25 protein-coding genes are annotated in these 26,642 nt (G+C 69.5%); 15 read left to right on the top strand and 10 right to left on the bottom strand.

The features are described 5' to 3' along the window. The first annotated feature begins 50 nt into the window (after window positions 1–50). Window positions 51–1,814 carry a proline--tRNA ligase gene (locus FB475_RS33920; protein ID WP_141862180.1) on the top strand — a complete coding sequence of 588 codons (1,764 nt, stop codon included), beginning with the start codon at window positions 51–53 and terminating at the stop codon, window positions 1,812–1,814. Here the strand turns inward: FB475_RS33920 and FB475_RS33915 are convergent. Continuing rightward, window positions 1,811–2,941, bottom strand: a complete 1,131-nt coding sequence (locus FB475_RS33915) for a DUF11 domain-containing protein (protein WP_141862178.1) — start codon at window positions 2,939–2,941, stop codon at window positions 1,811–1,813. The genes FB475_RS33920 and FB475_RS33915 overlap by 4 nt on opposite strands. A 162-nt stretch (window positions 2,942–3,103) precedes the next feature. Here FB475_RS33915 and FB475_RS33910 point away from each other — a divergent pair, with 162 nt between their 5' ends. Then, window positions 3,104–4,459, top strand: a complete 1,356-nt coding sequence (locus FB475_RS33910) for an FAD-binding oxidoreductase (protein WP_141862176.1) — start codon at window positions 3,104–3,106, stop codon at window positions 4,457–4,459. Here FB475_RS33910 and FB475_RS33905 read toward each other — a convergent pair. From FB475_RS33905 to FB475_RS33895, 3 genes are read right to left on the bottom strand one after another with little or no spacing between them, the layout of a single operon-like run. Continuing rightward, window positions 4,423–5,658, bottom strand: a complete 1,236-nt coding sequence (locus tag FB475_RS33905) for an RNA polymerase sigma factor (RefSeq protein ID WP_141862174.1) — start codon at window positions 5,656–5,658, stop codon at window positions 4,423–4,425. The genes FB475_RS33910 and FB475_RS33905 overlap by 37 nt on opposite strands. Next, window positions 5,655–6,044, bottom strand: coding sequence for a YciI family protein (locus tag FB475_RS33900; RefSeq protein WP_185759558.1), 390 nt, complete (start codon window positions 6,042–6,044; stop codon window positions 5,655–5,657). The genes FB475_RS33905 and FB475_RS33900 overlap by 4 nt, the downstream gene beginning before the upstream one ends. A gap of 25 nt (window positions 6,045–6,069) precedes the next feature. Continuing rightward, window positions 6,070–6,870 carry a hypothetical protein gene (locus FB475_RS33895; RefSeq protein WP_141862170.1) on the bottom strand — a complete coding sequence of 267 codons (801 nt, stop codon included), beginning with the start codon at window positions 6,868–6,870 and terminating at the stop codon, window positions 6,070–6,072. A gap of 92 nt (window positions 6,871–6,962) precedes the next feature. Here FB475_RS33895 and FB475_RS33890 point away from each other — a divergent pair, with 92 nt between their 5' ends. From FB475_RS33890 to FB475_RS33885, 3 genes are all read left to right on the top strand, one after another. Then, window positions 6,963–7,739, top strand: a complete 777-nt coding sequence (locus FB475_RS33890; protein WP_141862168.1) for a sulfite exporter TauE/SafE family protein — start codon at window positions 6,963–6,965, stop codon at window positions 7,737–7,739. Between the two features lie 66 nt (window positions 7,740–7,805). Then, the gene (locus FB475_RS37060; protein WP_185759557.1) at window positions 7,806–8,210 is read left to right on the top strand and encodes a hypothetical protein; all 405 of its coding nucleotides are present in this window, start codon (window positions 7,806–7,808) and stop codon (window positions 8,208–8,210) included. A gap of 28 nt (window positions 8,211–8,238) precedes the next feature. Continuing rightward, complete coding sequence (locus FB475_RS33885; RefSeq protein WP_185759556.1) at window positions 8,239–8,970, top strand: class I SAM-dependent methyltransferase; 732 nt, start codon at window positions 8,239–8,241, stop codon at window positions 8,968–8,970. Here the strand turns inward: FB475_RS33885 and FB475_RS33880 are convergent. Then, complete coding sequence (locus FB475_RS33880; protein ID WP_238332612.1) at window positions 8,954–10,222, bottom strand: cytochrome P450; 1,269 nt, start codon at window positions 10,220–10,222, stop codon at window positions 8,954–8,956. The two genes, FB475_RS33885 and FB475_RS33880, sit on opposite strands and share 17 nt — an antisense overlap. Window positions 10,223–10,343: 121 nt before the next feature. Here FB475_RS33880 and priA point away from each other — a divergent pair, with 121 nt between their 5' ends. From priA to FB475_RS33835, 9 genes are all read left to right on the top strand, one after another. Next, window positions 10,344–11,081: a bifunctional 1-(5-phosphoribosyl)-5-((5-phosphoribosylamino)methylideneamino)imidazole-4-carboxamide isomerase/phosphoribosylanthranilate isomerase PriA gene (gene priA, locus FB475_RS33875; RefSeq protein ID WP_141862164.1), complete on the top strand. Its 738-nt coding sequence runs from the start codon at window positions 10,344–10,346 to the stop codon at window positions 11,079–11,081. Beyond that, window positions 11,078–13,366 carry an HAD-IB family hydrolase gene (locus FB475_RS33870; RefSeq protein WP_141862163.1) on the top strand — a complete coding sequence of 763 codons (2,289 nt, stop codon included), beginning with the start codon at window positions 11,078–11,080 and terminating at the stop codon, window positions 13,364–13,366. The genes priA and FB475_RS33870 overlap by 4 nt, the downstream gene beginning before the upstream one ends. Beyond that, window positions 13,363–14,562 (top strand): zinc-dependent alcohol dehydrogenase, encoded by a 1,200-nt coding sequence (locus FB475_RS33865; protein WP_141862161.1) that lies wholly within the window; start codon window positions 13,363–13,365, stop codon window positions 14,560–14,562. Before FB475_RS33870 ends, FB475_RS33865 begins: the two co-directional genes overlap by 4 nt. A 34-nt stretch (window positions 14,563–14,596) precedes the next feature. Beyond that, complete coding sequence (gene larAH, locus FB475_RS33860) at window positions 14,597–16,177, top strand: NPN-dependent hydroxyacid isomerase, LarAH14/15/16 family (protein WP_141862159.1); 1,581 nt, start codon at window positions 14,597–14,599, stop codon at window positions 16,175–16,177. Further along, window positions 16,177–17,109, top strand: a complete 933-nt coding sequence (locus FB475_RS33855) for a lysophospholipid acyltransferase family protein (RefSeq protein WP_141862156.1) — start codon at window positions 16,177–16,179, stop codon at window positions 17,107–17,109. The genes larAH and FB475_RS33855 overlap by 1 nt, the downstream gene beginning before the upstream one ends. Window positions 17,110–17,208: 99 nt before the next feature. Beyond that, window positions 17,209–17,970, top strand: coding sequence for an imidazole glycerol phosphate synthase subunit HisF (gene hisF / locus FB475_RS33850; RefSeq protein WP_141862154.1), 762 nt, complete (start codon window positions 17,209–17,211; stop codon window positions 17,968–17,970). 76 nt (window positions 17,971–18,046) lie between these two features. Then, the gene (locus tag FB475_RS33845; RefSeq protein ID WP_141862152.1) at window positions 18,047–18,502 is read left to right on the top strand and encodes a MarR family winged helix-turn-helix transcriptional regulator; all 456 of its coding nucleotides are present in this window, start codon (window positions 18,047–18,049) and stop codon (window positions 18,500–18,502) included. A gap of 80 nt (window positions 18,503–18,582) precedes the next feature. Beyond that, window positions 18,583–19,092, top strand: a complete 510-nt coding sequence (locus tag FB475_RS33840; RefSeq protein ID WP_141862151.1) for a MarR family winged helix-turn-helix transcriptional regulator — start codon at window positions 18,583–18,585, stop codon at window positions 19,090–19,092. Continuing rightward, window positions 19,092–20,675 carry an MDR family MFS transporter gene (locus tag FB475_RS33835; protein ID WP_141862149.1) on the top strand — a complete coding sequence of 528 codons (1,584 nt, stop codon included), beginning with the start codon at window positions 19,092–19,094 and terminating at the stop codon, window positions 20,673–20,675. The genes FB475_RS33840 and FB475_RS33835 overlap by 1 nt, the downstream gene beginning before the upstream one ends. On the opposite strand, the gene FB475_RS33830 is transcribed toward FB475_RS33835, so the two are convergent. Continuing rightward, window positions 20,672–21,925: an MFS transporter gene (locus FB475_RS33830; protein ID WP_141862147.1), complete on the bottom strand. Its 1,254-nt coding sequence runs from the start codon at window positions 21,923–21,925 to the stop codon at window positions 20,672–20,674. The genes FB475_RS33835 and FB475_RS33830 overlap by 4 nt on opposite strands. Next, complete coding sequence (locus FB475_RS33825; RefSeq protein ID WP_141862143.1) at window positions 21,922–22,515, bottom strand: winged helix-turn-helix domain-containing protein; 594 nt, start codon at window positions 22,513–22,515, stop codon at window positions 21,922–21,924. The genes FB475_RS33830 and FB475_RS33825 overlap by 4 nt, the downstream gene beginning before the upstream one ends. Window positions 22,516–22,591: 76 nt before the next feature. Between FB475_RS33825 and FB475_RS33820 the strand changes: the two genes are divergently transcribed. Next, window positions 22,592–23,224: a hypothetical protein gene (locus tag FB475_RS33820; protein ID WP_141862141.1), complete on the top strand. Its 633-nt coding sequence runs from the start codon at window positions 22,592–22,594 to the stop codon at window positions 23,222–23,224. Here FB475_RS33820 and FB475_RS33815 read toward each other — a convergent pair. From FB475_RS33815 to dacB, 3 genes are read right to left on the bottom strand one after another with little or no spacing between them, the layout of a single operon-like run. Further along, a complete protein-coding gene (locus tag FB475_RS33815) occupies window positions 23,187–24,110 on the bottom strand; it encodes a GNAT family N-acetyltransferase (protein WP_238332611.1) in 924 nt (307 codons plus the stop codon). The genes FB475_RS33820 and FB475_RS33815 overlap by 38 nt on opposite strands. Beyond that, a complete protein-coding gene (locus FB475_RS33810) occupies window positions 24,107–25,057 on the bottom strand; it encodes a GNAT family N-acetyltransferase (protein WP_141862139.1) in 951 nt (316 codons plus the stop codon). The genes FB475_RS33815 and FB475_RS33810 overlap by 4 nt, the downstream gene beginning before the upstream one ends. Before the next feature lie 39 nt (window positions 25,058–25,096). After that, the gene (gene dacB, locus FB475_RS33805) at window positions 25,097–26,635 is read right to left on the bottom strand and encodes a D-alanyl-D-alanine carboxypeptidase/D-alanyl-D-alanine endopeptidase (RefSeq protein ID WP_238332610.1); all 1,539 of its coding nucleotides are present in this window, start codon (window positions 26,633–26,635) and stop codon (window positions 25,097–25,099) included. Between the last annotated feature and the right edge of the window lie 7 nt (window positions 26,636–26,642).

The raw sequence follows: 26,642 nt of genomic DNA, 5'->3' as shown, positions 1-26,642 counted from the left end.
CGGGTAAGCTGTGGCGTCTGTTCTCGACTTTTGCACGCTTGGAGACTCCCGTGATTTTGCGCATGTCGTCGCTGTTCCTCCGCACCCTTCGCGAGGACCCGGCGGACGCGGAGGTCCCGAGCCACAAGCTGCTCGTCCGCGCCGGCTACATCCGCCGCGCCGCGCCCGGGATCTACACCTGGCTGCCGCTCGGGCTGCGGGTGCTGCGCAACGTCGAGCGGATCGTCCGCGAGGAGATGGACGCGATCGGCGCCCAGGAGCTGGTCTTCCCGGCGCTGCTGCCCCGCGAGCCCTACGAGGCGACCGGCCGCTGGACGGAGTACGGGCCGAACATCTTCCGGCTGAAGGACCGCAAGGGCGCGGACATGCTGCTCGGCCCCACGCACGAGGAGATGTTCACCCTCGTCGTCAAGGACCTGTACTCGTCGTACAAGGACCTGCCGCTGTCGATCTACCAGATCCAGAACAAGTACCGCGACGAGGCGCGGCCGCGGGCCGGCGTGCTGCGCGGGCGTGAGTTCGTGATGAAGGACTCGTACTCGTTCGACGTCGACGACGAGGGCCTGGCGAAGTCGTACGAGCTGCACCGGCAGGCGTACATCAAGATCTTCGACCGGCTCGGCTTCGACTACGTGATCGTGCAGGCGATGTCCGGCGCTATGGGTGGCTCCCGGTCCGAGGAGTTCCTCGCGATCGCGGAGAACGGTGAGGACACCTTCGTCCGCTCCCCGGGTGGGTACGCCGCCAACGTCGAGGCGGTCGTGGTGCCGCAGGCCGAGCCGGTGGACTTCTCCGGCGTACCGGCTGCCGAGGTCGTGGACACGCCGGACACCCCGACCATCGACACGCTGGTCGACGCGCTGAACGCGAAGCACCCGCGCACCGACGGCCGGGAGTGGACCGCCGCGGACACGCTGAAGAACGTGCTCGTGATGCTCGTGCACCCGGACGGGACGCGTGAGCCGCTCGCGATCGGCGTACCGGGGGACCGGGCGATCGACGAGAAGCGGCTCGGCGCGCAGGTGGAGCCGGCCGAGGTGGTCGCGTTCGAGGAGGCGGACTTCGTCAAGTACCCGTCGCTCGCCAAGGGCTACATCGGCCCGGGCGTGCTCGGGTCGGAGAACACGTCGAAGATCCGGTACCTGCTCGACCCGCGGGTGGCCGAGGGATCGGCGTGGGTGACCGGTGCGGACAAGCCCGGATTCCACGTGATCAACCTGGTGCACGGCCGCGACTTCACCGCCGACGGCACGATCCAGGCGGCCGAGGTGCGCGACGGCGACCAGTCGCCGGACGGATCCGGTCCGCTGGAGACCGCGCGCGGTATCGAGATGGGCCACATCTTCCAGCTCGGCCGTAAGTACGCCGACGCGCTCGACCTGAAGGTCCTCGACCAGAACGGCAAGCTCGTCACGGTCACCATGGGCTCGTACGGCGTCGGCGTCACCCGCGCGGTCGCCGCGATCGCCGAGGGCAACCACGACGAGCTCGGCCTGGTGTGGCCGCGGGAGATCGCGCCGGCCGACGTCCATCTGGTTGCCACCGGCAAGGACTCCGAGGTGTTCGAGAAGGCTGCCGAGATCGCCGCCGAACTCGAGGCGCGCGGGCTGAGCGTGATCTACGACGACCGCGAGAAGGTGTCTCCGGGCGTCAAGTTCAAGGACGCCGAGCTGATCGGCATCCCGACCATCGCCGTGGTCGGCAAGGGTCTCGCCGACGGCACCGTCGAGGTCAAGGACCGCCGCTCCGGCGACCGCGCCGACATCCAGGTGGCCGACGTCGTCGACCACCTGGTCAGCACGGTCCGCGGCTAGCTCAGACAGACCCCGCTGAAGACGGGGGCGGTGTCGTACGGCGGAGGGCTGCCTACGTTGATGGACACCGCCTTGTCCTGGTAGTTCGGGTTGGCTCCGAACACCGGGAAGATGGTGAGCGAGATGAGGTAGTCCGCGCCGACCACGAAATCGGTGTTGTTGAACGAGATGAACGACTGGTTCCCAGGTGCGCTGGTCGGCGACGGGCACCCGCCACTGCCGAGGTTGGCGCATCCCATGACATAGCTGAATGTGCCCGGTGCGAGCGTGGGTGCGGCCGGGTTGATCAGGTTCACCATCGACGGGGTCCAGGTGACGGTGACCGTGGGCGGGCACACGTCCAGGGCACCCGACGGGCCGGTGAGGACCGGCAACAGTGGTGCGGGCTGGGACGCTTCGGACGCCGAGGCGGTGTTGTTGGCGCTGTTCGGGTCGAACGTTGCCGCGGTCACGGAGGCGGTGACGGTCTGCAGACCCGCGGCGACGTCCCCGGCGAAGCCGGAGATCGTCAGCGTCGCGCTCGCACCCGGGGCCAGCGATCCGATCGTCCATCGGCCGGCCGCGTAAGCACCGGTGCTCGGTGTCACCGTCGGAGTCACGACCGCCCCCGGCAGATTCACCGACGCTGCCACGCCGGTTGAGGTCGTCGTGCTGCTGGTGTTGGTGACTGTGGTGGTGAAGGTGATCGGCGCGTAGTAGTACGGCGAGGCGTCGCTGACGGTCTGAGTTGTCGCCAGATCGGCCTGCGCAACCGTCAGTGTGGCGGTCCCGCTGATCTTCTTGACCGTTCCGGTGACGGTGTGGGCGCCGAGCGTGGTCGCGGTACATACATTGGCCGTGCAGCTACCGGCCGGGCTGATCGTGAACGTGGCCTGCGACGTCAGGTCGCCCAACGAGTTACCGGCCGCGTCGAATCCCTGCACGCTGTAGGCCTGCTTGGCGCCCGGATTGATCGTCGCCGTCGCCGGGCTGAGTACGACCGTGGTCAGCTTCCCCGGTCTCGGCTTCGGCGCGGCCGCCGCCGCGGTGCCCGCCGTGATCGTCAGCGCCGCTGCCAGCGCGAGCACCGTCGCCGCGGCAACCACCCGGCGGCCCGCAGTTGCGTAGAAACGCGACATCCTGCCCATGACCCACCCCCACGACGTGCAGCAGAACCCCCGAGCACTTCTTCAGGTCTACGCCCGGCGAAACATCCGGTCAACGGCGTGCGGATCGGATGTCGAGGATCCGTGGCCGGCTGCGATCTGGGGGTGAGGCGCCAGAGGGGGCGCCGGGATCGAGGGAGTGAGATGCAGGAACTGGAACTGCGTGGGGTTGTCGCGGGGGATGTACTCGTACCGGGTGACGACGGGTTCGAGACGGCCGGTCGGACGGTGGTCGCGGTGGGCCGGCCGGCCGTGGTCGTCCGGTGTGTGACGGCGGCGGACGTGGTGGCGGCATTGAAGTACGCCGAGGCGCAGGACCTGCCGATTGCGGTCCGGAGCGGCGGGCATCACGCGGCCGGATTCGGGACGAGCGACGGCGGGGTCGTGATCGACGTCCGGCCGCTGGACGAGGTGCGGGTGTTGCCGGACGACGTCGTCCGGGTCGGCACCGGGGCGACGTGGGGAGACGTTGCCGCGCGGTTGGGCAAGCTCGGGTTGGCGATCTCGTCGGGTGACACGGCGAGCGTCGGCGTTGGCGGGTTGATGGCCGGCGGCGGGATCGGGTGGATGGTCCGCAAACACGGGTTGGCGATCGACAACGTGGTCTCCGCCGAAGTGGTGACCGCGGACGGGGCCGTCCGGCGGGTCGACGCCGCCACCGAACCGGAGTTGTTCTGGGGCGTCCGCGGCGCGGCGGGCAGCCTCGGCGTGGTCACGTCGTACGACATCAGCGCCGTCCGCCGGTCGAAGGTGTACTTCGGAACCTTGCTGTACCCGTGGACGCAGGCGAAGCAGGTGATCCGCGCGTGGACGGAGTACATGGCCGACGCTCCCGAGGAACTGACGGCGAGTCTGCAGTTGGCGCCGACGATGATGGCGGACGGGCAGGTCCCGGTCGCGATCCAGGTGTGTGCGACCACCGCATCGGTCCTGGAACCGCTGCGGCACCTCGGCTCGCTGATCAGCGAGCAAGTGGCGGGGGTCCTGTACGCCGAGGTGTTCAGCGACATGACCATGCCGCCGGACTGGCGCCCGCGGATCCGCAACGGCTTCTACAACACCTGGCCTGGCGGTCTGACCGAGAAGCTGCTGGACGCCCGCCAGAGGATCCCCGGTCTCGCGATCGAGATCCGGTCACTAGGTGGTGCGTACGGCGCGATGCCCGCGGACGCCACGGCGTTCGCCCATCGCGACGCGCGGTTCCTGGTGAACTCGGTGCTGATGGGGACGCCCGAACAGCAAGGTACGCAGCCCAAGGACTTCGACGCGCTGTGGCGATCGCTCGAGCCGAACGGCGCGTACCTGAACTTTCTGTCCCACCCGACCGACGCCGACCTCGACGCCTGCTACCCCGAAGCCCATCGCAAGCGGCTGGCCGCGCTCAAGCAGGCGGTCGATCCAGGCCATGTGTTCCGCAACGCGCTCAGCGTCCCGCCGCGTCCCGAGTGGACCGGCGGTCGCCGTCATGTGATGAGGTGGGCGATGCGCTCGCGGAGGTAGTTCTGCTCGGCCGCGTTCCGGGTGCGCTCCAGTGCCGCGAGGTAGTTGGAGCGCGCCAGGTCCGGGCGGCCGGCGAGCTCGTGCAGGTGGGCGAGGACGGACAGCCGGCGGTGGTGGTTGCCGACGTACTTGTCGTCGGCGAGTTCCTCGACGATCGCGATGCCGGCGTCGGGCCCGTCGGTCATCGCGATCGCGACCGCCGAGCCGAGCCTGACCATCGGGCTCGGGTCGACGCGTTCGAGGAGCCGGTAGAGGCCGGCGATCTGCGCCCAGTCGGTCGTCTCGACCGAGTCCGCCTCGCTGTGCACGGCCGCGATCGCCGCCTCCAGTTGGTACGGGCCGACCGCCCCGGTCCGCAGTACGCCTTCGACCAGGCGGATCCCTTCGGCGAGTTCGTCGGCGTGCCAGCGGGAACGGTCCTGCCGGTCGGCCGGGATGAGGTCGCCGCCCGGACCGGTCCGCGCGTCCCGGCGGGCGTGGGTGAGGATCATCAACGCGAGCAGCCCGGTGACCTCGCCGTTGTCCTTGTCGTTTGCTCCGACAGCGTGCTCCAGCAGCCGGGTGATCCGGAGCGCTTCCGCTGCAAGATCCACCCGCTGCAGCGAGGCGCCCGCGCTGGCGGTGTGGCCTTCGTTGAAGATCAGGTAGAGAACCTGGAGGACAGCGCGCAGGCGTACGTCGTACTCCTCGGCGGTCGGTAGCTCGAAGCGGGCGCCGGCGATCATCCGCTTGGCTCGGCTGATCCGCTGCGCCACGGTCGTCTCGCTGACGAGTAACGCGGCGGCGACCTCGGCCGTGGTGAGACCGCCGACCGAGCGCAGTGTGAGAGCGATCTGCGAGGCCGGGGTCAGCGCCGGATGACAACACAGTACGAGCAGCCGGACCGTGTCGTCGGAGTCCTCGTGGTAGTCCTCCGGATCCGGATCGGCGGCGCGCAGGAAGTCGTTCAGCTCGCGCTGCCGCCGGGCGTTGTCCCGCCGCCAGCCGTCCATCAGCCGTCGCGTCGCGACGCTGATCAGCCACCCGGTCGGCTGCTCCGGTACGCCGTTCTCGCGCCATCGCACGAGCGCCTCGAGGAGTGCCTCCTGGATGGCGTCCTCGCACTGGTCGAACACGTCGTACCGCCGGACCAGCGCGGCCAGCGCCCGTGGCGCGGCGGCCCGGATGGCGGTCTCGACGTTGGTCTCGACGTCGGTCACGACTCGGTGAGCTCCGTTAGGAAGTCGTCCTGGTCGAGCCGGATCTCGCGCAGTTCGACGCGGCGGAACTGCGCCAGCGGGATCAGCGCGGCGATTTCGAGCGCCCGCTCCACCGACGCGCAGTGCAGCACCATTGCGCCGGCCAGGTACTCCTTGGTCTCGAGGAACGGCCGGTCCGAGATCACCGGCGTACCGGCGACGAGCTGGATGTCCCGCTCCTGGCCGGGCTCGTTCAGCCCGAGCACCGACACGAGTTCGCCGGTCTTCAACAGCTCGCGCGCGGTCGCGGCGACCTGCTCGCGCCCACCGGCCAGCTCCGTCAGCTCGTGCTCGCTGAGCCCTTTGAGCGCCTCGAGGTTGTTGTGGATCAGCAGTAGGAACTTCACCCGGCCCATTCTCCCGGACGAGGTGTCACGGCTTGACCCAGACCGTCCACCGCTCGACGCGCAGATAACCCAGCCGTTCGTACACGGGCTGCCCGTCGTCCGACGCGATCAGCACCGCCGGTTGGTCGTCGTACGTCGTCGTCGCTGCCCAGGTGATCGCCGCGCCGGCCCGGCGACCGCGCGCGGCGGGCATCACCGCGACGTTCTCGACCAGGGTGAGCCCGGCCGCGCTGTACGCCACCGCTGTCGCGAGCGGTACGCCGGCGTCGTACCCGACCCAGACCGCGGACCCGTCGAGGAAGGCCGGGACGTAGATGGCGCGGGGCTTGAAGGGCAGGAGCTCCGGCAGCGGATAGCCCTCGACCAGCACCCGCTCGGCGTCGGCCAGGCCGTCGGCGTCGGTCACCCGACGGATCTCGAGATCGGTCACCGGAGGAGTGGTTGCCGTCTGCGGGAGCCGGAGCATCAGCGGCGGGTGCCCGGCCAGCCCGAGCCCCGACGGGCGCAGGTCCCCGGTGGGCCACGGGCTGACGAACAGGTACGGCGCGTCGCCCGGCAGTTCACGGGCGACCTCGGCGACGACCCCGGCCGGGTCGACGGGCTGCTTCAGGACGACCCAGTTCGTCAACGCGCCGCGTTCGCCGAGGATGCCGCCGGCCCAGGCGTCACCGTCGTACCAGGGCTTGCCGGCCCGGCGGGCGGCATCGACCGCCCAGGACGCGTGCGCGAGCACGGCCTGGCGGATCAGCGAGTCGGCCGGCGCGAGGTCCGGCTCCCAGCCGGTGGCGAGTTGCTCGCCTTCCGGCGGCAGGATCGAGGACGCCATGGCCTCAGGGTGGCACCGGTTGAGTGGTTTGTCTCTCACTGGCCGGCGTAAGGGTTGAGCGGTACTGCGCCCTTACCGGATCATCGGGCTCTGTGCCTGATGTTTCATTGCTGACGTTGCTGTTCCTGGTGATCGCGGCCTTCGCGGCCGGCTGGATCGATGCCGTCGTCGGCGGTGGCGGCCTGCTGCAACTGCCGGCGATGCTGCTCGGGCTGCCGAACGCGTCGCCGGCGCAGATCCTGTCCACCAACAAGATCTCGTCGCTGTTCGGTACGACGACCAGCGCGGTCACGTTCGGTGTCAAGGTGCGTCCGGACCGTAGAACCGTGTTGCCGTTGGCGATTCTCGCCGGTCTGGGCGCGGCCGGCGGCGCGCTGGTCGCGACGAGGATCCCGATGTCGTGGTTCAAGCCGATCGTGCTGGTGCTGCTCGTCCTCGTCGCGATCTACACCGCGCTCAAGCCGTCGCTCGGAGCGCGGACCGCCCTGCGCTTCGACGGTCGCGACCACTACCTCGCGGCGAGCGGGGTCGGTGTACTGATCGGGTTCTACGACGGCGCGGTCGGTCCGGGGACGGGCTCGTTCCTGATCTTCGCGCTGGTCGGGCTGCTCGGGTACAACTTCCTGCAGGCCAGTGCGAAGGCCAAGATCGCCAACGTGGCCACGAACCTGGGCGCGATCCTGGTCTTCGCCGTGCATGGCGCGCCGCTCTGGGGACTCGGGTTGATCATGGGGGCCGCCAACATGCTCGGCGGCCTGCTCGGTGCGCGCACCGCCGTCGCCCGAGGTAGCCGGTTCGTTCGCGTCATCTTCCTGGTGGTGGTCTCGGCCCTGATCCTGCGGCTCGCGTACGACGTGTTCTTCGCCTGACAGGCTGTACAGCGCGGTCTCGGCGACCTTTACTGGCGGTAGCTGGGCCGATCAGTGGGGGGAAGCGTGCCCGATCAGCGAGGCGATGTCGCGTTGTGGTCGTTCGTCGGGTTGGTCGTGATCGGCCTGGCGGCGTTGATCGCCGTGAGTCTACGGCGGGTCCCGGCTGCCCCGGCCGCTGTGTTGCTCGCGATGTCCACGCCGCTCGCGCTCTGGGGTGGCTTCTCGACGATGGCAGAGCTGGTGAACTCGGACCCGTCGTTCGATGTCTCCGGATTCCTGCTCCAACCGGTGCCCGGTCTGCTCGTCGCCGTCGCAGCGGTTGTCGCCGCGCACGCCGTACGCGCGAGTCGTCAGTCGAACAGCCGCCGCGTCGTACTGTCGACGACTGTGCTTTCGTACGTCGCCGCTGTCCTTGCAGTCCTCGCCGCGTTGTTTTCGGTCGCGGCCATGCTCGGGCAAGGGGGATAGGGTCGGCATGGTCGACTACAACGGTCGGATGGGCAGTGTTTACGTCGCGGGCCGGGGGATCTCGGCGGCCGAGGTGGTGCGCTGGACCAAGGCGTTCGCGGAGTACGTACCGCAGCGGCGGCCGCTGGATGTGCTCGATCTGGGGAGTGGTACCGGGCGGTTGACGCCGGGGCTGGCGGCCGAGTTCCAGGGGCGGGTGTACGGCGTGGAGCCGTCGGACCGGATGCGTGCGGAGGCTCCGGCGGCGCCGGGGGTGACCTACCTGGCGGGCAGCGCGGAGGCGATTCCGTTGCCCGAGGCATCGGTTGACGTGGTGCTGATGTTCCTCACGTTCCACCACTGGACCGATCGGTTGCAGGGGCTGCGTGAGGTGCGGCGGGTGTTACGGCCCGGGGGAGTGGCGTTGCTGCGGACGCAGTTCGCGGACCTGATGCCGGACCTGTTCTGGTACGAGTACTTTCCGTCGGCGCGGGCGGTCGACGCGGGGATGTATCAGTCGGTGGCGGAGGTTCGGGAGCTGGCGATGGCGGCGGGGCTGGCGCCGGGGGCGGACGTCGTACAGCTGGTTGCTGAGGAGCCGCGGACGTTGCGGGAGCGGTACGAGCGGCTGCGTCATCGCGCTTTGTCGACGTTCGAGCATTTGCCGGCGGCTGAGCTGGACGCCGGGTTCGCGCGGTTCGCGGCTGATGCGGAAGGGGATCCGGAGCGGGTGATGCCCGTCTACTCGGCGTCGATGCTGGTGCTCACGCGTCCCAGCTGACATTGAGGGCCGGCGGCTTGCGGAAGACCAGGCCGTACGGCGGGGGTGAGTCGGGGTCGAGGTGGAGTCCGGGTAGGTCGAGGACCGCTTCGAGAGCGGCGAGTGTTTCGAGGCGGGTCAGGTGCATGCCGAGACAGATGTGTGGACCGCTCGCGAAGGCGAGGTGCCGGCGGGCGTTGGTACGGCGTACGTCGAAGGTGTCGGGGTCCTCGAACACCTCAGGGTCGCGCCCGGCGCCCGCGAGTGAGACGGTCACCATGTCGCCGCGACGGATCAGATGGCCGGCGAGCTCGACGTCGCGGGTCGCATACCGATCGACCACCGCGGCGGCCGGTTCCAGTCGCAGCGATTCCTCGACCGCGTTCGCCAGCAACTCCGGCTCGTCCCGCACGATCGCCAGCTGGTCCGGGTGGTTGAGCAGATACCAGAGCGCGTTCGTGATCATCCCCTCGGTCGTCTCGATCCCCCCGAACATCAGCACCGCCGCATTGGCCACCACCTCGTCCACCCCCAGCCCGGCGTGCGCAGCCGCCGCCAGCAACGAGTCCGACCCGTCGATGCCAGAAGCAACATGTTTGTGCAGTTCAGCGAACGCCGCACTCCCGGCCTCCGTCACCGGCAGTCCCGCCGACACCCCAGACACCGACTCGGAGATCGCCGAGTACCAACCCAGGACCGTAGGCGCCGAAGCCGGTGGCAGCCCCAACGAGTAGGCAACCACAGCAACAGCCAACGGCCCCGCCAACCCCGTCCGCAAGTCAGCCGCCCCCCGCCGCCCCCGCCCGGCCCCCGCCGCACCGCTCACCCCGGCGGCTCCGCCGCCTGCCGCGCCGACCACCCCGGCGGCTCCGCCGCCTGCCGCGCCGACCAACCCGGCGGCTCCGCTGCCCACCGCGCCGGTCTGGCCGCCTGCCGCGACGGATGGCTGGATCGCTCCTATCAACTCCGCCACTGTGTGCTGGACCGGCGCCGTGAAGCGGCGGCGGGTTTCGGCGAGGCTGAAGGGGGACTCGAAGGGATCGCGGTGGGTTTTGTGGTGGGGACCGTCGAGGGAGAGCATCGACGGGCCTACTACCTGGGCGGTGGAGAAGCGTGGGTCGTCGACGGTGAAGGTTTCCGGGTCGCGGAGGACGTGGATCGCGAGCGAACGGCTCGTGACCACCCAGCTGCTGAGGGCGTCCAGCCAGCCGATCGGACGGATGCTCGCGAGGATCGGATGAGGGTCGCTCGCGAGCTGCTCGACGGTGGTCACCGGACCAGCGTAAACACCAGACCATTCACCCTACTGGTATTGCTGAGACAGATCGATTTCAAACGACTCAGGTGGCCTCCGGGTTACAGATCTCTCAGCTGGGCCCTCTAGGGTGTGCCCCATGTCTGACCATTTGGTGCTGCTGCCTGCCGTCGACGTGGCGGACGGGCAGGCGGTTCGGCTGGTGCAGGGCGAGGCCGGGAGCGAGACGTCGTACGGTGACCCGCTGGCGGCGGCGATGGCGTGGCAGCAGGCAGGTGCGGAGTGGATCCACCTCGTCGACCTGGACGCCGCGTTCGGTCGTGGTAGCAACCGCGAACTGCTCGCCGAGGTGACCGGCAAACTCGACGTACAGGTCGAGCTGTCCGGCGGCATCCGCGACGACGACTCCCTGGAAGCCGCACTGGCCACCGGTGCCCGCCGGGTAAACATCGGCACCGCCGCGCTCGAGAACCCGCAGTGGTGCGACCGGATCATCCAGCAGTACGGAGACCGGGTCGCGATCGGCCTGGACGTCCGCGGCCGCACCCTGGCCGCCCGCGGCTGGACCAAGGAAGGCGGCGACCTGTACGAGGTGCTCGCCCGGCTCGAAGCGGCCGGCTGCGAGCGGTACGTCGTCACCGACGTCACCAAGGACGGCATGCTCCAGGGCCCGAACCTGGACCTGTACCGCGAGCTGTGCGCCCGCACCGACAAGCCGATCATCGCCTCCGGCGGCGTCTCCAGCCTCGACGACCTCGAGGCCCTGAGCACGCTCGTCCCCGACGGCGTCGAAGGAGTCATCGTCGGCAAGGCGCTGTACGCCGGTGCGTTCACCCTGACCGAGGCACTCGAGCTCACGCGTGGAGGCGACAAGTGAGTCTGGCCGACAAGCTCAAGGACAAGAAGGTCCTCGTCACCGGTGTCACCGGCTTCGTCGGTGAGGCGCTGCTGCACCGGATCCTCGGGGACCTGCCCGGCACCACGGTGGCCGCGATCATCCGGCCGAAGGGTTCGCTGACCGGTGTCGACCGGATGGCGCAGCTGCTGAAGAAGGACATCTTCAAGCCGTTCTACGGCGAGGGCACGCCGTACGCCGACGCCGAGGCGCTGACCGCGGCCCGGATCCAGGTCGTCGAGGGCGACCTGTCCGACGTACCGGAGCTGCCGAAGGATCTCGACATCGTCGTGCACTGCGCCGGTGACGTGAGCTTCGACCCGCCGATCCACGAGGCGTTCACGACCAACGTTCTCGGTACCAAGAGCCTGCTCGAGCGCATCGTCGAGACGGGCCGCCCGGTGCACTACGTCCACATCTCCACCGCGTACACGGCCGGCCGCCGGCGCGGCGCCATCCCCGAGGCCCCGGTCGAGCACTTCGTCGACTGGCGCACCGAGGCCGAGGCCGGGATGGCGATGAAGGCCCGGGTCGAGGAGCAGTCCCGGTCCGCGCCGATGCTGGCGAAGTTCCGCAAGGAGGCCGAGAAGCTGCACCGCCGCGCGGGTCACCTGACCGCGGCGGCCGACACCGAACGGCGCCGGATCGAATGGGTCGCGAAGCGGCTGGTCGAGACCGGCACCGAGCGCGCCCGCAGCCTCGGCTGGACCGACTGCTACACGTTCACGAAGGCGCTCGGCGAGCGCGTCGTCGAGGAGTTCTCGGCGAAGCTGCCGACGTCGATCGTCCGGCCGGCGATCATCGAGTCCGCGGTCCAGTCCCCGCACCCGGGCTGGATCGAGGGCTTCAAGATGGCCGAGCCGCTGATCCTGGCGTACGGCCGCGGCGAGCTGCCGGAGTTCCCGGCGTCACCGGACTCGGTGATCGAGATCATCCCGGTCGACCACGTGGTCGGCGCGATCTGCGCGGTGATGGCGACCGAGCCCGAGCTGAGCAAGCCGGAGTACTACCACATCGGCTCCGGCGCCCGGAACCCGCTGACGTTCGAGCAGCTGTACGCCGGTGTCCGCGCGTACTTCTCCAAGCACCCGTTCGACCTGGGCGAGCGTGGCGCGGTCCGGCTGCCGGTGTGGAAGTTCCCCGGCGGCGACTCGGTCGAGACGATGCTGCGGTACGGCGAGAAGGCACACAAGATCGCCGACGCCGTGATCACCCGGGTCCCGCGCGGCGAGCGGACCCGCAAGTACGCGCGCGAACTCGACGTACAGAAGCGCCGGCTGGACTTCCTCCGCCGCTACATGGACCTGTACGCCGAGTACGCACAAGCCGAGCTGCAGTTCATCGACGACAACGTGCTGGCCCTGCACAACGCGCTCGAGGGTGACGACAAGGAGAAGTTCGCCTGCGACACCGCGGTCGTCGACTGGCAGCACTACTTGCAAGAAGTGCACTGCCCGAGCGTCACCGACTCGATGCGCCGCCTCGACGTCGTCCGGAAGAAGCGGAACAAGGCGCTCGCCGCGTCGGCCGGCGTCCTCAAGAAGGTCGAGCCCTCCGAGGCGAAGGTGATCGCCGCGTTCGACATGGACGGCACGCTGCTGTCCTCGAACGTGATCGAGACCTACCTGTGGATGCGGCTGCCCGAGCTCGACGGTCCGCAGCGGGCCGGCGAGATCGGCGCGATGCTGCGCAAACTGCCGAAGCTGATCGCCGCCGAACGCAAGGACCGCGGCACGTTCCTCCGCACGATCTACCGCCGCTACGCCGGCGCGGACCTGGAGGAGCTGAACCGGATCGTCGACGAGATCCTCGCCGAGCACGTGCTCGAACGCCTCAGCGGTGCCGCCGTACGACGGATCCGCGAGCACCGCGCCGCCGGGCACAAGACGATCCTGATCACCGGCGCCGTCCGGCCGCTGACCCGCCCACTGGAGCCGCTGTTCGACGAGATCGTCGCGGCCGAGCTGGCCGTGGACGACCGCGGCCGCTGCACCGGGTTCCTGTCCGGGCCGCCGCTGGTCGGCGAGTCCCGGGCCGCGTGGATCAAACACCACGCGCGGCAGCACAACGTCGACCTGTCGAAGTCCTTCGCCTACGCCGACAGCCACTCGGACCTGCCGATGCTGACGACCGTCGGCAACCCGGTCGCGGTCTCGCCGGACGTGTCGCTGTTCCGGGCCGCCCGGGCCGCGCGCTGGCAGATCGTCGACTGGAAGACTCCGTCCACCTCGTCCCGTCTGGAGCTCCCAGGGGTGAACGCCCGATGATGCTCGCGCTGGAGATGTACCGGTCGCCGGCCAAGTACCTGGCGGCCAAGGCGGTCCGCGGCCGGATCCCCGGCATGCTGACCGGCCCGGCCGCGCCGCTGCGGCTCGTCACGATCAACGAGCCGAAGGCCGAGCGGGACGGCTGGGCGCGGATCCGCCCGATCCTGTCCGGTATCTGCGGCTCCGACCTCGGCATGGTCACCGGCTCCACCAAGCTGTACTTCTCCGCCGTCGTGTCGCTGCCGTTCGTTCCCGGTCACGAGATCGTCGGCGAGCTGCTCGACGACTGCGAGGACCTGCCGAGGGGCACGCGGGTCGTGATGGACAGCGTCCTGACCTGTGCGGCGCGTGGTGTCGAACCGTGCGACGGCTGCTCGTCCGGCAACACCAACCGCTGCGACCGGATCACCGTCGGCCACGTCGCGCCGGGTCTGCAGACCGGGTTCTGCCAGGACACCGGCGGCGGCTGGGGCAACCTGCTCGTCGCCCACCGGAGCCAGTTGTACGCCGTACCGGACGGCATGTCCGACGAGCGCGCCGTCCTCGTGGAGCCGCTCGCCGGTGCGGTCCATGCCGCGCTGCGCGCCAACGTCCAGCCCGGGCAGTCGGTGCTGGTCAGCGGTGCGGGCGCGGTCGGCCTGTTCGCGACGCTCGCGCTGCGCGAACTGACCCAGGCCGGCCGGATCACGGTCGTCGCGAAGCACGCCAAGCAGCGGGAACTCGCGCGGGCCTTCGGCGCCAGCGACGTGGTGGCACCCGACGAGGTGTTCCGCGGCGTCCGGCGCTCGACCGGGGCGTTCCGGTTGAAGCCCGAGTTCGGGGCGCCGGAGTTCCTGCTCGGTGGTGTCGACGTCGCCGTCGACGCGGTCGGCAGCAAGGACTCGATCGACACCGTGCTGCGGGTCACCAAGGCCGGCGGTCGCGTCGTACTGTCCGGGATGCCGGCCGGCGGCGCCGACCTGTCGCCGGTCTGGTTCCGCGAGCTCGAGGTGACCGGCACGTACGCCTCCGCGCGGCAGGAACCGAACGGCCTGCCGGCGTTCGAGACCGCGCTGGAGCTCGCCGGCCGCGCCCCGCTGGACGGGATCGTCGGCGCCCGGTATCCGCTCTACCGTTGGCGCGAGGCGTTGGATCACGCACATTCCGCCGGGCGGCTCGGCACAGTCAAGGTCGCATTCGATGTGAGGGCCTCATGAAGGCGCTGAACGTACGACGAGAGAGGTTCTGAACATGTCTCGGCCAGGTTTCGTGCTTGAGGTGGACGACCGCACGCCGCCGCTGCTCGTGCACAACGGCGAGGGCTTCCTGCTGGAGCGCTTCCCGCAGGGCACCCGGGTGGTGTACCCGCCGGAGGCGCTGCCCGCGGTGCGCGACGTCGACGAGGCGATCCAGAACGCGCTGCTGAACCCGATCGACTCCGAGCCGCTGCCCGAATTGCTCCGCGCGGGCATGCGGCTGACGATCGCGTTCGACGACATCTCGCTGCCGCTGCCGCCGATGAAGAAGCCGGACATCCGGCAGCGGGTGATCGAGGCCGTGCTGGAGCTGGCCGCGCAGGCCGGTGTCGACGACGTCGAGCTGATCTCGGCGAACGCCCTGCACCGCCGGCTGACCCCGAACGAGCTGCGTGAGATCGTCGGCGAGCGGGTCTTCCGGTCGTTCTTCCCCGACGGCAAGCTCTACAACTTCGACGCCGAGGACACCGCGAACCTGACCCACCTGGGGCTGACCCGGCACGGCGAGGACGTCGAGATCTCCAAGCGGGCCGCCGAGTCCGACCTGCTCGTCTACGTGAACGTGAACCTGGTCGCGATGGACGGCGGCCACAAGTCCACGTCGATCGGGCTGGCGTCGTACAAGTCGCTGAAGCACCACCACAACAGCCACACGATGATCCACTCCCGGTCGTTCATGGACCACAAGGCGTCCAAGATGCACCACTCCGCCTGGCGGATGGGCGAGGTGCTGACCCAGCACGTCAAGGTGTTCCAGATCGAGACCACGCTGAACAACGACATCTTCGGCGGGCCGCTGGAGTTCCTGCAGAAGCGTGAGTGGGAGTGGTCGATCAAGGACCAGGCCTCGATGCTCGGCACCAAGCGGGCGCTCGCCGCCGCACCGGCCAAGCTGCGGCACAAGATCTTCACCGACGTCCGCTCGAACTACGGCCTGACCGGCATCAACGCCGGCGCGATCGAGCCGGTGCACGAGAAGACCATCGAGGCGGTGCACCGTCAGCACCTGGTCGAGGTGCAGGGTCAGTCCGACGTCGCGATCATGGGCGTGCCGTTCGTCGGCCCGTACAACGTGAACTCGGTGATGAACCCGATCCTGGCCGCCTGCATGGGCCTGGGCTACTACTTCAACTCGTACCGCGGCAACCCGGTCGTCCGCAAGGACGGCGCGGTGATCCTGTACCACCCGGTCGACTACGAGTTCAGCCAGCTGCACCACCCGTCGTACGTCGACTTCTTCGAGGAAGTGCTTGCCGAGAGCACCGATCCGGCGACGATCGAGGCGAAGTTCGAGAAGCAGTACGCCGAGGACCCGTGGTACATCCACCTGTACCGGACGTCGTACGCGTACCACGGCGTGCACCCGTTCTACATGTGGTACTGGATCTCGCACGCGCTGGACCACTGCGGCGACATCGTCTGGGTCGGCGGGAACCGCAGGACCGTCGAGCGGATGGGCTTCCGGTCCGCGTCCACGCTGCAGGACGCGCTCGAGATGGTCAGCCACTCGGTCGGCCGGTCGCCCTCGATCACGTACCTGCACAACCCGCCGCACCTGCTCGCGGACGTGCGCTGATGGGTACCGGCCTGGTGAAGTTCGGCCGCGACACCGCGCGGGACGTGAAGCTGGTCGCTCGCGGGTGGCGCTGGGGCCGGCGGCCGCAGGTACCGCGGACCGCCGAGCCGTACGTGGTTCCGAAGGAGACCTCGGTCTTCCCGACCAAGTGGGCCCGGACGCCGGCCGCGATCGCTGTCCGCGACCTGATCCAGAAGGGCCCGCTGAACGCGGTGCTGAACTTCGAGGTCAGCCCGCAGGTCAGTGGCCTGGACTCGCTGCTCAAGCTCGACGGTCCGGCGATCATCGTCGCGAACCACTCGTCGCACCTCGACACCCCGTTGCTGCTGCTGTCGCTGCCGGACGCGATTCGCCGGCGGACGGCGTTCGCGGCCGCCGCCGACTACTTCTTCGACACCTGGTGGCGGGCTGCCGGGTCGGCGATCGTGTTCAACACGTTCCCGATCGAGCGGCGCGGCGGGAAGATGAGCTCCACGCCGGGCGACCTGCTCGCCGACGGATGGAATGTCGTGGTGTTCCCGGAGGGCACGCGCTCGCCCGACGGCTGGGTGCAGCGGTTCCGGATGGGGGCGGCGTACCTCGCCGTCGAGCACGACGTACCGATCATCCCGGTCGGCATCAAGGGTTCCTTCGCCGCCATGCCCCGCGGCCGCGGCTGGCCGATCCCCGGACGTCCCGCCGTCCACGTCCGGTACGGCGACCCGCTCCGCCCCGCCGCCGGCGAAAGTGCCCGCGACTTCGCGCCGCGGATCGCCGCCGCCGTCTCGGCGCTGCTCGACGAGGAATCCACCACCTGGTACGAAGCCCGCCGCCGCGCAGCCATCGGCGCCTCGCCCGAGCAGTCCGGCCCCGACGCCGCCCGCTGGCGCCGGGTCTGGGAATCCACCCGCCCGATGAAATCCACCGACAACCGCCGCCGCGCCTGGAAGTGACACCGGCTGCGGTTCGCCGGACTCCCTGCGGCACAGGGGAGTCCGGCACTCGGTCGAGATGGCGCCGGATCGCTGGTCCGTGGCCGGTAGGCTGACCGCGTGAGTCTTGCCGTGCGAGTTATTCCCTGTTTGGACGTCGACGCCGGCCGTGTGGTCAAGGGCGTGAACTTCGCCGACCTGCGCGACGCGGGCGACCCGGTCGAGATGGCGCAGGTGTACGACGCCGAGGGTGCGGACGAGCTCACCTTCCTCGACATCACCGCGTCCTCCGGTTCCCGCGAGACGACGTACGACGTGGTTCGCCGCACCGCCGAGCAGGTGTTCATCCCGCTGACCGTCGGCGGCGGCGTGCGCGAGGCGGCCGACGTGGACCGGCTGTTGCGCGCGGGCGCGGACAAGGTCGGTATCAACACCGGCGCGATCGCCCGTCCCGACGTGATCCGCGAGATCTCGCACCGCTTCGGCAACCAGGTCCTGGTGCTGTCCCTCGACGTACGGCGGTCCGCAGAGCAGCCGAGCGGGTTCGAGGTCACCACCCACGGCGGACGCCGGTCCGCGGGGCTGGACGCGATCGAGTGGGCGCAACGCGGCTGCGAGCTCGGCGCGGGCGAGATCCTGCTCAACTCGATGGACGCCGACGGGACCAAGCAGGGGTTCGACCTCGAGCTGATCAAGGCGGTCCGCGCGGTTGTCGACGTACCGCTGATCGCCAGCGGGGGAGCGGGGTCGCCGGACCATTTCCCGCCCGCGGTCCAGGCGGGTGCGGACGCCGTACTCGCGGCGAGTGTGTTCCATTTCGGCGACTTCCGGATCGCCGACGTGAAGAAGGCCCTGCGGGACGCGGGGATCGTGGTCCGATGACCGAGCGGAGCGAGGGCATCAAGACAACACAGCGCGCTCGTGCCTCATCGGCGCCCGGAGCGAAGCGAGGACGTCGATGAGCATGCAGATCGAGCGTTCGGAGGAACTCGTCGCTGCGATCGAGCAGGAGTTGTCGGCCCTGTTCCGCCGGTCGCGCTCCGCATCGCTGCGGCTGGCCCGGCGGGTACACCCCGAGATGGACGCGGCCGGCTACGCGCTGATCTCCCAGATCGAGCTCGGTACCGGAGCCGGCGTCCGCGCGTCCGATGTCGCGCAGGTGCTCGGCCTCGACAAGTCGACCGTGAGCCGCGGCATCAGCCAACTCGAGAACCTCGGCCTGATCGAACGCGTCGGCGACCCCGACGACGGCCGCGCCCGCCTGCTCCGGCTCACCGCGACCGGTGCCGAACGGTACGAGGCGATGCGCACCCAACGCCAGACCGAGTTTCGCGCCATCCTGGACCGCTGGAACCCCACCGATCTGGCCGACCTGGGCCGACTGCTGGCCCGCCTGAACGCCGACCTCGGCTGACCTTTCACAGGTAGTAACCACTTATCCACAACCTGCGCATATGGTTGTGGAAACCAACTATTCGTGTATATAGTTGGGTTATGCAACTAGCTCAGCAGCCCCTCGTCCCGGGGGTAGAGCGGGATGCGGCGGCCCAGGAACTGCTCGAAGGGGTCAGCTCTCTGGTGCGTGCCGTGCGGTGTATCGAGCACCGGCAGCTCGGCGGCGGCGACGGCGCACTGCGCCGGTCGGACGCGAGTGTGCTCAAGGTGCTGATGAAGGACGGCGAGCAGCGTGGCGGGGAGATCGCCGCGAAGCTCGGCGTCGACGCATCGGTGGTGAGCCGGCAGCTGACCGCGCTGGAGGCCGACGGACTGGTGAGCCGTCGGCCGGATCCTGCCGATGCCCGGGTCGGACTGGTGAGCCTCTCGGCCCAGGGCAAGGCCCGGCTGGAGGCCCTGTATTCCTCCTACACCCAGCAACTCAGAACCGCCTTGTCGGACCTCGACGACGATGCGCTGATCGCGGCCGCTGCCACCATGCAGCGGATCGCGGTCGCGATCACCGAGGCCAACAAGCTCGTGAGGCAAACGTCCAGGACTGGAGAGTAATGACTGTCACCGAGACCCGGCCGCAGGTGCCCGCTGCGCCGGAACTCACCCACCGCGAGATCCTCGAGATCCTGATCGGGCTGCTCGCCGCGCTGTTCACGGCGATGCTCAGCTCGACGATCGTCAGCAACGCCCTGCCGACGATCATCGCCGATCTCGAAGGCACCCAGACGCAGTACACCTGGGTGCTCACCGCGAGCCTGCTGGCCACTACGGTGTCCACCCCGATCTGGGGCAAGCTCGCGGACCTGGTGAGCAAGAAACTGCTGGTCCAGGTCGCGATCTCGGTCTTCGTGATCGGGTCCGCACTGGCCGGCCTGTCCCACAACGTGCCGTTCCTGATCGGCGCCCGAGTGCTCCAGGGCCTCGCGATGGGCGGCCTGATGGCGCTCGCGCAGGCCATCATCGGCGCCGCGATCCCGCCCCGCTCACGCGGCCGGTACTCCGGTTACATGGGTGCCGTGATGGCGGTCGCGACCGTCAGCGGCCCGCTGATCGGTGGCGTCATCGTCGACACGTCCTGGCTCGGCTGGCGCTGGTGTTTCTACGTCTGTGTGCCGCTGGCCGTGATCAGCCTGGTGATCCTGCAGAAGTACCTGCACCTGCCGCTGCTCAAGCGCAAGGTCAAGATCGACTACCTCGGCGCGGTCCTGATCAGCATCGCGGCCAGCCTGCCGCTGCTCTGGGTCACCTTCGCCGGTACGGACTTCGCCTGGATGTCGTGGCAGTCCGCGCTGTTCGTCGGCGGCACGCTGCTCGTCGGCTTCCTCGCCGTCCTCGTGGAGAGGCGGGTCGCCGAGCCGCTCGTTCCGCTGAAGGTCGTGCGCGAGCGCACCACCGCGCTGGCGATCGTGGCCAGCCTGTCGGTCGGTGTCGCGATGTTCGGCAGCGCGCTGTTCCTCGGCCAGTACTTCCAGATCGCCCGCGGGTACAGCCCGACCGAGGCCGGTCTGCTGACGATCCCGATGATGCTCGGCTCGTTCGTCGGCTCGGCCGGATCGGGTCAGCTGATCACCCGGTACGGCAAGTGGAAGCGGTACCTGGTCTCCGGCGGCGTCCTGCTGCTCGTCGGCCTGCTGATCCTCGGCACGATCGACCACAGCACGCCGTACTGGTACGTCGGACTCGGCATGCTGGCGATGGGCCTCGGCATGGGTATGACCATGCAGAACCTGGTGCTCGCCGTACAGAACACCGTCGACGTCACGCAGATCGGTGCGTCGTCCGCGACCGTCGCGTTCTTCCGCAGCCTCGGCGGTGCGGTCGGCGTCTCGGCCCTCGGAGCGGTGCTCGCCGCGCGGGTCAAGGACCTGATCGTCGCCGGCGTGCTGGCCGGTCCGAACGGTGCCGCAGCGGCCCGCAAACTGCAGGAAGGCGGCTCCGGCGGCACGAGCCTGCTGGACGTGAAGAACCTCCCGCCGCAGCTGGCTGCGCTTGTCCGGCACGCCTACGGCGACGCGACCGGACGGATCTTCCTGATCGCCGCGGCCTGCGCCGTGGTCAGTCTGATCGCCGTGATCTTCATCAAGGAAGTCCCGCTCCGCAAGACCGTCAACAAGGTCGAGGTACTCGTCGAGGACTAAGCGGGCGGCTCCAGGCCGGTCAGGTCGCGGGTCCGGATGATCGGTGAGCCGATCAGCCAGACGACCGACAGCAGCCCGCCGGCCGCGGACACCAGGAGGGTTTCCCGGACACCGATCCAGGTACCGAGGAACCCTCCTACTACTGCGCCCAGGGGCCGGATGCCGTAGTTGATGCTGCTGAAAGCGCCGGCCACCCGGCTGCGCATGTGGTCGTGGATCACCGCGGCCTGCAAGGAGTTCAGCGGTACGTCGAAGCACATCACCGCGAACGCTCCGATGAACTCCGCTCCGGCCAGGGCGACGGCCTTGAGCCACGTCGGGCCGCCGGCGAACGCCGCGAGGGCGATCGAGCCGGGGAAGATGACAGCCCCGAAGGCGATCACCGGGCCGGCGCCGAAGCGGGCGCTGAGCGGAGCGGCGGCGACCGCGCCGAGCAGGCCGCCGGAAGCGCCGACGCCGAACGCCACGCCGATCACCCCGGCCGACAGGCCGAGAATGCGGCTGGCGAACAGCACGAGCAGCGCCATCGCCATCAGGTTGAAGAAGTTCACGGTGGTCGCAGAGCCGAGGCTCCGGCTCAGGTATGGGTGCTTGAGCACGTAGCGCATCCCGGCAGCGGCGCGGCGGAGCAACGTTTCCTCGGACGGCTGCGGCGTACTCGGCTCGATCTTCAGCCGGCCGATCTGTACCGCCGAGAACACGAACGTCAGCGCGTCCACGAGGATCGCGACCGGCGCGGTCAGCAATTGCACCAGCCACCCGCCGACAGCCGGGCCGGCCATGAACGAGATCGACCGGGTCGCCGACAGCTTGCTGTTCGCCTCCATGAAGTGGTCGCGATCCACCAGCCGCACGAAGAACGACGCGTACGCCGTACCGAACACCACGTGCGCGGTACCGGCAAGGATCGCGATCGCATACAGCTGCCCGAGCGTCAGTACGTCGAACCAATACGCGACCGGCAACGACAGCAGGACGACGGTCCGCGAGAGATCGGCCGCGATCATCAGCGGGCGCTTGTCCCGGCGATGGTCCACCCAGGCGCCGATGAACAGCGACGCGATGTTCGGCAGCCAGACCGCCGCGGTCAGGAAGCCGACCTGGCTGGGGGAGGCGTCCAGCATCGTGACCGCGATCAACGGCAGCGCGAGCTCGGTGATCCGGTCGCCGAACTCCGAAACTCCCTGCGCCGACCAGAACGTCCGGAACCGCCGGTCCCGCCACAGGCTGGTGGCCGCGGCGGTGCTCACGACGCGTCCGTTGCTTCAGGCAACGTAATCCGCAGGTAGCGGACCGCGCGGGCGTCGTCCGGGGTTCCGCCCGCGTCCCTGCGCTGGACGTAGGGCGCCAGCAGTTCCTCGATCGCGGACTCGATCGCCTCGGCCTCAGCGGTCGTGATGGTGAGCGTGGTGTTGGCGGATCCCGCGAGCCTGCTCCACTCGGGCTCGAGCCTGGGCTCGGTCTCGACCAACCAGTTCTGCGCGGCTTCGAGGGCCTGGTTCATCAGCTCGGTCCGCAACAGCCGCCCGGCCGCGGCGCCGTCCGGCGTGTCCGGCATCTCGTAGCGGAACCCGCGGGACACGGCGTACCACCAGCGCTGCCGTTTGTCCGAGCCGCTGGGTGGCGGCCCGTCCTTCACCAGCCCGAACTCCGCCAGGTGCCGCAGGTGCCAACTGGTGACCGAGGGGGAGGCGCCGACGTGTTCGGACAACTGGGTGGCCGTGGCCGGACTGTTGCCCTGCAGGTAGCTGAGGGCAGCGAGCCGGACCGGGTGCGCCAGCGCGCGCATCGCCTGCGGATCGGTGATCTCGAAATCGCCGTACGGATTCCTGAGAGACATGTTTCGAGAGTAATCTCTCAGATCTCCCGGCGGCAAGCCCTGTCGCGACTCCGGGCGCGGGGCGAGACTGAATCACGTGCGGGACGAGAGCACGGTCGTCGAGTACGGCGACACGCTGACGGACGACGACGCACCCCGGGTCGAGGACCGCGAGCGGCGCCGGCGACCGTATGTCGTCACGGCCGCGGCCGTCGCGGTCGCCGCCGTGCTGATCGGGATCGCGTTCGCCGCCCGGCCGACCTATCGCCAGGCCGACCCGGAGCCGACGATCGGATTCCGGCAGCCGTCCTACGCGGTCGACGGGCCGGCGCCGTCGCGGTACAAGCTCGGATCGACCGTCATCCTGCTCCGCGGCGAGATTGCGGTGACGTCGGCACAGCTGGACCCGAACCACCTCACGGTGCTGACCGTCCGTGTCGAGCCGGACGACGTCGCGATCGAGCCGTGCCTGCCGAACACGATCGTCCGGATCCTCTCCCAGGACGGGGGGTCGGTCCGGATCGCGGCGTATCGGTACGGCATCGCCCCGGACCAGAACGAGGGTCATCAGTGCGCCAATCGCGGCCCGGCGCCGACCATGCTCCGGCTGGACCTCGGGGCACCGCTCGGCAACCGCACGGTGTACGCCGGTACGACCGGGGAGCACGTCGTACTGAAGGGCCGCGACTGCCTCAGGCCGGCCGGATCGTTCGCTGCCAGATGTCGCTGATCAGGTCGGGGCGCATGCCGACGCCGGTGTAGAGCGCGACCGCGGGTGTCGGGTTGTTCGTGTCCACGTGCAGGATCGTGCCACTCCGCCCGGCCGCGGAGTCGACCGCGAACGCGTTCCGCAGCAGGTACTTCGCCAGTCCGCGCCCGCGGGCCGAGGGTACGACGGCCAGCCGGCCGACGTACCCGCAATTGTCGGTGCTGACGAAGTTGTCGTTGCACTCGGTCATCCCGACCGCCCGGCCGTCGAGTTCCACGATCGTCACCTGCGACCAGTCGAACGTCGAGCGGCTCTCCCGCGACGCCACCCACTCGTCGTACGGCCGCGGCAACGTCCCGGGCTGCTCCGCGAACGCCTCCATCAGTACGCCGTGCGCCGCCCGCCGGCTCGCCTCGTCCGGAGCACCCCGCCGGACGACGACCCCGTCCGGCTCGAACGGCCGCGCCACCGGCCCGTCGAAGTCGATCCGCATCCGATGCACCGCCGTACCGATCACATACCCACGCGCCATCAGGACGCCCGGCAGGAGCTCGTCCTGACGGATGGCGCCGACCCGCATCACGGCACCCTCACCGCCGCGCCCTTCCGCTTGCTCGAGCAACCAGTCGAGTACGACGGGATCCGAACTCAGGATGTCGACGTTCACGTGCGACCCGCCGGTGACCGGGACCGCGGTCGCCGAGCCGACGAAGCCGTCGGGCCCGAGGACCACCCAGCCGTCGGTCTCCAGGTTCGTGCCGGGATCGCGCAGATAGTTCGCGACGTCCTCCGGACTGTGCTTGGCGAACCCGAGCAGTGCCGACGTGTAGTCGGCGGAGCGTTCGGCGATGAGCGCGGCATCCGAGAGCCGCATCGGCCGCCAGGTGTAGCCGTCCGGCAGGCTCACACGGTCACCTCGCGCCGCCAGACCTCCATCACCAGCACCGCCTGCATCCCGACGGACAGGTAGACGCCGAGCGCCGGCGTCGGGTTGTTCGTGTCGACGTGCAGGATCGTCCCGGCTCGTCCGGCAGCCGCATCCACGGCGAACTGATCCCGCAGCAGGAACTTGGCGAGCCCTTTCCCGCGCGCCTTCTCCAGCACGCCGAGCCGGCCGATGTAGCCGCAGTTCTCGTCCTCGACGAACTGGTTCGTACACGACCGCAGCGCGACGACGTCACCGTCGAGTTCCAGCAACGTCAGCTGCGACCAGTCGAAGGCCGAATGGTTCTCCTGAGCGGCGTGCCATTCCTCGAACGTCCGCGGCGAGAACCCGAACTGCCCTTCGAAGCTTTCGTTCAGTACGGCGTGCGCGGCGCGTCGGCTGTCCTCGTCGGGCGCACCGCGGCGGACCGTGACGCCGGGCGGAACCTCCGGTGCCGGCACCGGCCCGTCGTGGTCGATCCGCATCCGGTGGAACGTCGTACCGGGCCCGAATCCCCAGCCGGCCAGGCGTTCGCGGCGCTCGGCATCGGCCCGGTACGCGACGATGTCGGCCTGCACCGAGACGTGTCCGTACTCGCGGCCGAACTCGCGGGCCCGGTCGACGGCCTGCTCGAGCAGCCACTGTTCGACGACCGGGTCGAGCGACACGATGTCGAGGTCGACCTGCCGGTGGTCGCCCTTGCCGTAGATCGCGCCGAAGCCGACCAGCCGGTCGCCGTCGAACACCAGCCGGCCGTCCCGCTCCGGGTCGAACCCCGGCTCGGTGAGCTGGTCCTCGGCGTCTTCGAGCGTGAAGTCGGCGTTCCCGATCAGCGGGGTGTTGTAGGCGGCGACCAGATCGAGGACCGCCTGCGCGTCCTCCTTCGTGGGCGACCGGACGGTGTAGCCCTCGGGCAGTACGGCGGTCATCCCCACATGGTGCGGAACGACCGCCGTACTGTCACGTCATTAACAGGCCTTGTCCCACTCCGATTCACACGTCGGCGTAGCGGCCTTGAACGGCGCGACGACTGCGGCAGGCGGCGGAGCCTGGTCGGACCACGAGGCGAGGGTGACGCCGACCGCGTCCTCGATCGAGCGAGGGCTGCTCAGGTAGTTGTTGCTGATCATCGAGAAGACAAGCTTCCGTCCGTCCTTGTTCGTGACGTACCCGGACAGCGCGGTGACGCCGGTGAGCGACCCGGTCTTGCCGTGCAGGTTGTTGGCCGCCGGTGTGTTCTGCATCCGGCTGCGCAGCGTCCCGCCGACGAACCGTGCCGGGTTGCCCGCGATCGGCAGCGCGTCGTACCACTGCTTCCACCACGGCTCCTTCTGGGCGCCGATCAGTACGTCGGTGACCGAGTCCGCGGTGACGTTGACCTTGCGGGACAGGCCGGAGCCGTCGGACAGCCGGATCCGGCTGGTGTCGACGCCGAGGGTCTTCGCGTAGTTGGTCACGACGTCGAGCCCGGAGGACCAGCTGCCGTCCGCCTCGGCGACCGCGCCCATCGCCTTCACCAGTGTCTCGGCGTGCATGTTGTTCGAGAGCTTGAGGAACGGTGTCATCAGCTCGCCGACCGTCATCGACTCGTCCCGGGCCAGCCGCCCGGCGCCGGCCGGGGTGGCCGCGTTCTTGATCGTGCCGCTGACCGTGATGCCCTGCGCGGCCAGCTGCCGGCGGAACACGTCGGCGGCGTACAGTTCGGGCTCCCAGACCGTCACCCAGTCCTGCTCGACCGCGGACCCGAGCGGCATCGACCCGGTGATCCGGACCACGTTCGTGCCGTGGTCGCGGTCGACGCTGATCGTGTTCGCGGAGCCGGCCGCGCCGGTGGTCGCGGTGTTGACCAGCTTGAGTACGCCGTTCGCGGGCACCAGGTCGAGCTGCACCGGAGCGCCCGCGGCCGCACCCGGACGGGTCTCGACGATCGCCGTACCGGAGTCGTAGTCGGTGTTCGGCGCCAGTGTCAGCGCGGAGATCTGGGCGTTGTAGTAGTACGGCTCGTCGTCCCAGGCCCAGCTGTCGCCGAGCCGGATGTGGTCGAAGTACGTGTCGTCGGCGATCAGGTTGCCGGTGATCCGGCGGACACCGGCCGCCTTGAGCTGCTTCGCCAGGCCGGCGTAGTCGGACTCGAGCGCGGTCGGGTCGCCGTACCCCTTCAGGTAGAGGTCACCGTGCAGCTGTCCACCGCGGACGGGTGCGGTGGCGAGCACGTCGGTGTGGAAGCGGTACGACGGGCCGAGCGTGTGCATCGCGGCCGTCGACGTGAACAGTTTGGTGTTCGACGCGGGCAGCAGCCGCTCGGCGCCGTTCCGGTCGTACAGCGTCTCGCCGGTGGTCGCGTCGCGCACCACGAGCGCTACCTGCGAACCGTCGTACCGGCTGTCGTTCAGCAAACTGTCCAACCGTTGCTGCAGGGCCGTCTCTTGTACTGCCGTAGGCGCCGCGGCCGACTGCCCAACGAAACCGCCGGCCACCGCCGCGACCGCTGCGACCGCAGCGATCACCCCGCGT

This window comes from Kribbella jejuensis, from assembly GCF_006715085.1.
GTDB lineage: Bacteria > Actinomycetota > Actinomycetes > Propionibacteriales > Kribbellaceae > Kribbella > Kribbella jejuensis.
Note: the sequence above shows the minus strand (reverse complement) of the source record. Positions and strands in the feature narration are given on the sequence as shown.

Excerpts from the sequence above, each read along its gene's own strand:
- FB475_RS33915 (WP_141862178.1), bottom strand. The coding sequence starts at position 2,941 with ATGGGCAGGATGTCGCGTTTCTACGCAACTGCGGGCCGCCGGGTGGTT.
- FB475_RS33910 (WP_141862176.1), top strand. The coding sequence starts at position 3,104 with ATGCAGGAACTGGAACTGCGTGGGGTTGTCGCGGGGGATGTACTCGTA.
- FB475_RS33895 (WP_141862170.1), bottom strand. The coding sequence starts at position 6,870 with ATGGCGTCCTCGATCCTGCCGCCGGAAGGCGAGCAACTCGCCACCGGC.
- FB475_RS33885 (WP_185759556.1), top strand. The coding sequence starts at position 8,239 with ATGGGCAGTGTTTACGTCGCGGGCCGGGGGATCTCGGCGGCCGAGGTG.
- priA (WP_141862164.1), top strand. The coding sequence starts at position 10,344 with ATGTCTGACCATTTGGTGCTGCTGCCTGCCGTCGACGTGGCGGACGGG.
- FB475_RS33865 (WP_141862161.1), top strand. The coding sequence starts at position 13,363 with ATGATGCTCGCGCTGGAGATGTACCGGTCGCCGGCCAAGTACCTGGCG.
- larAH (WP_141862159.1), top strand. The coding sequence starts at position 14,597 with ATGTCTCGGCCAGGTTTCGTGCTTGAGGTGGACGACCGCACGCCGCCG.
- FB475_RS33855 (WP_141862156.1), top strand. The coding sequence starts at position 16,177 with ATGGGTACCGGCCTGGTGAAGTTCGGCCGCGACACCGCGCGGGACGTG.
- FB475_RS33845 (WP_141862152.1), top strand. The coding sequence starts at position 18,047 with ATGAGCATGCAGATCGAGCGTTCGGAGGAACTCGTCGCTGCGATCGAG.
- FB475_RS33840 (WP_141862151.1), top strand. The coding sequence starts at position 18,583 with ATGCAACTAGCTCAGCAGCCCCTCGTCCCGGGGGTAGAGCGGGATGCG.
- FB475_RS33835 (WP_141862149.1), top strand. The coding sequence starts at position 19,092 with ATGACTGTCACCGAGACCCGGCCGCAGGTGCCCGCTGCGCCGGAACTC.
- FB475_RS33825 (WP_141862143.1), bottom strand. The coding sequence starts at position 22,515 with ATGTCTCTCAGGAATCCGTACGGCGATTTCGAGATCACCGATCCGCAG.
- FB475_RS33810 (WP_141862139.1), bottom strand. The coding sequence starts at position 25,057 with ATGACCGCCGTACTGCCCGAGGGCTACACCGTCCGGTCGCCCACGAAG.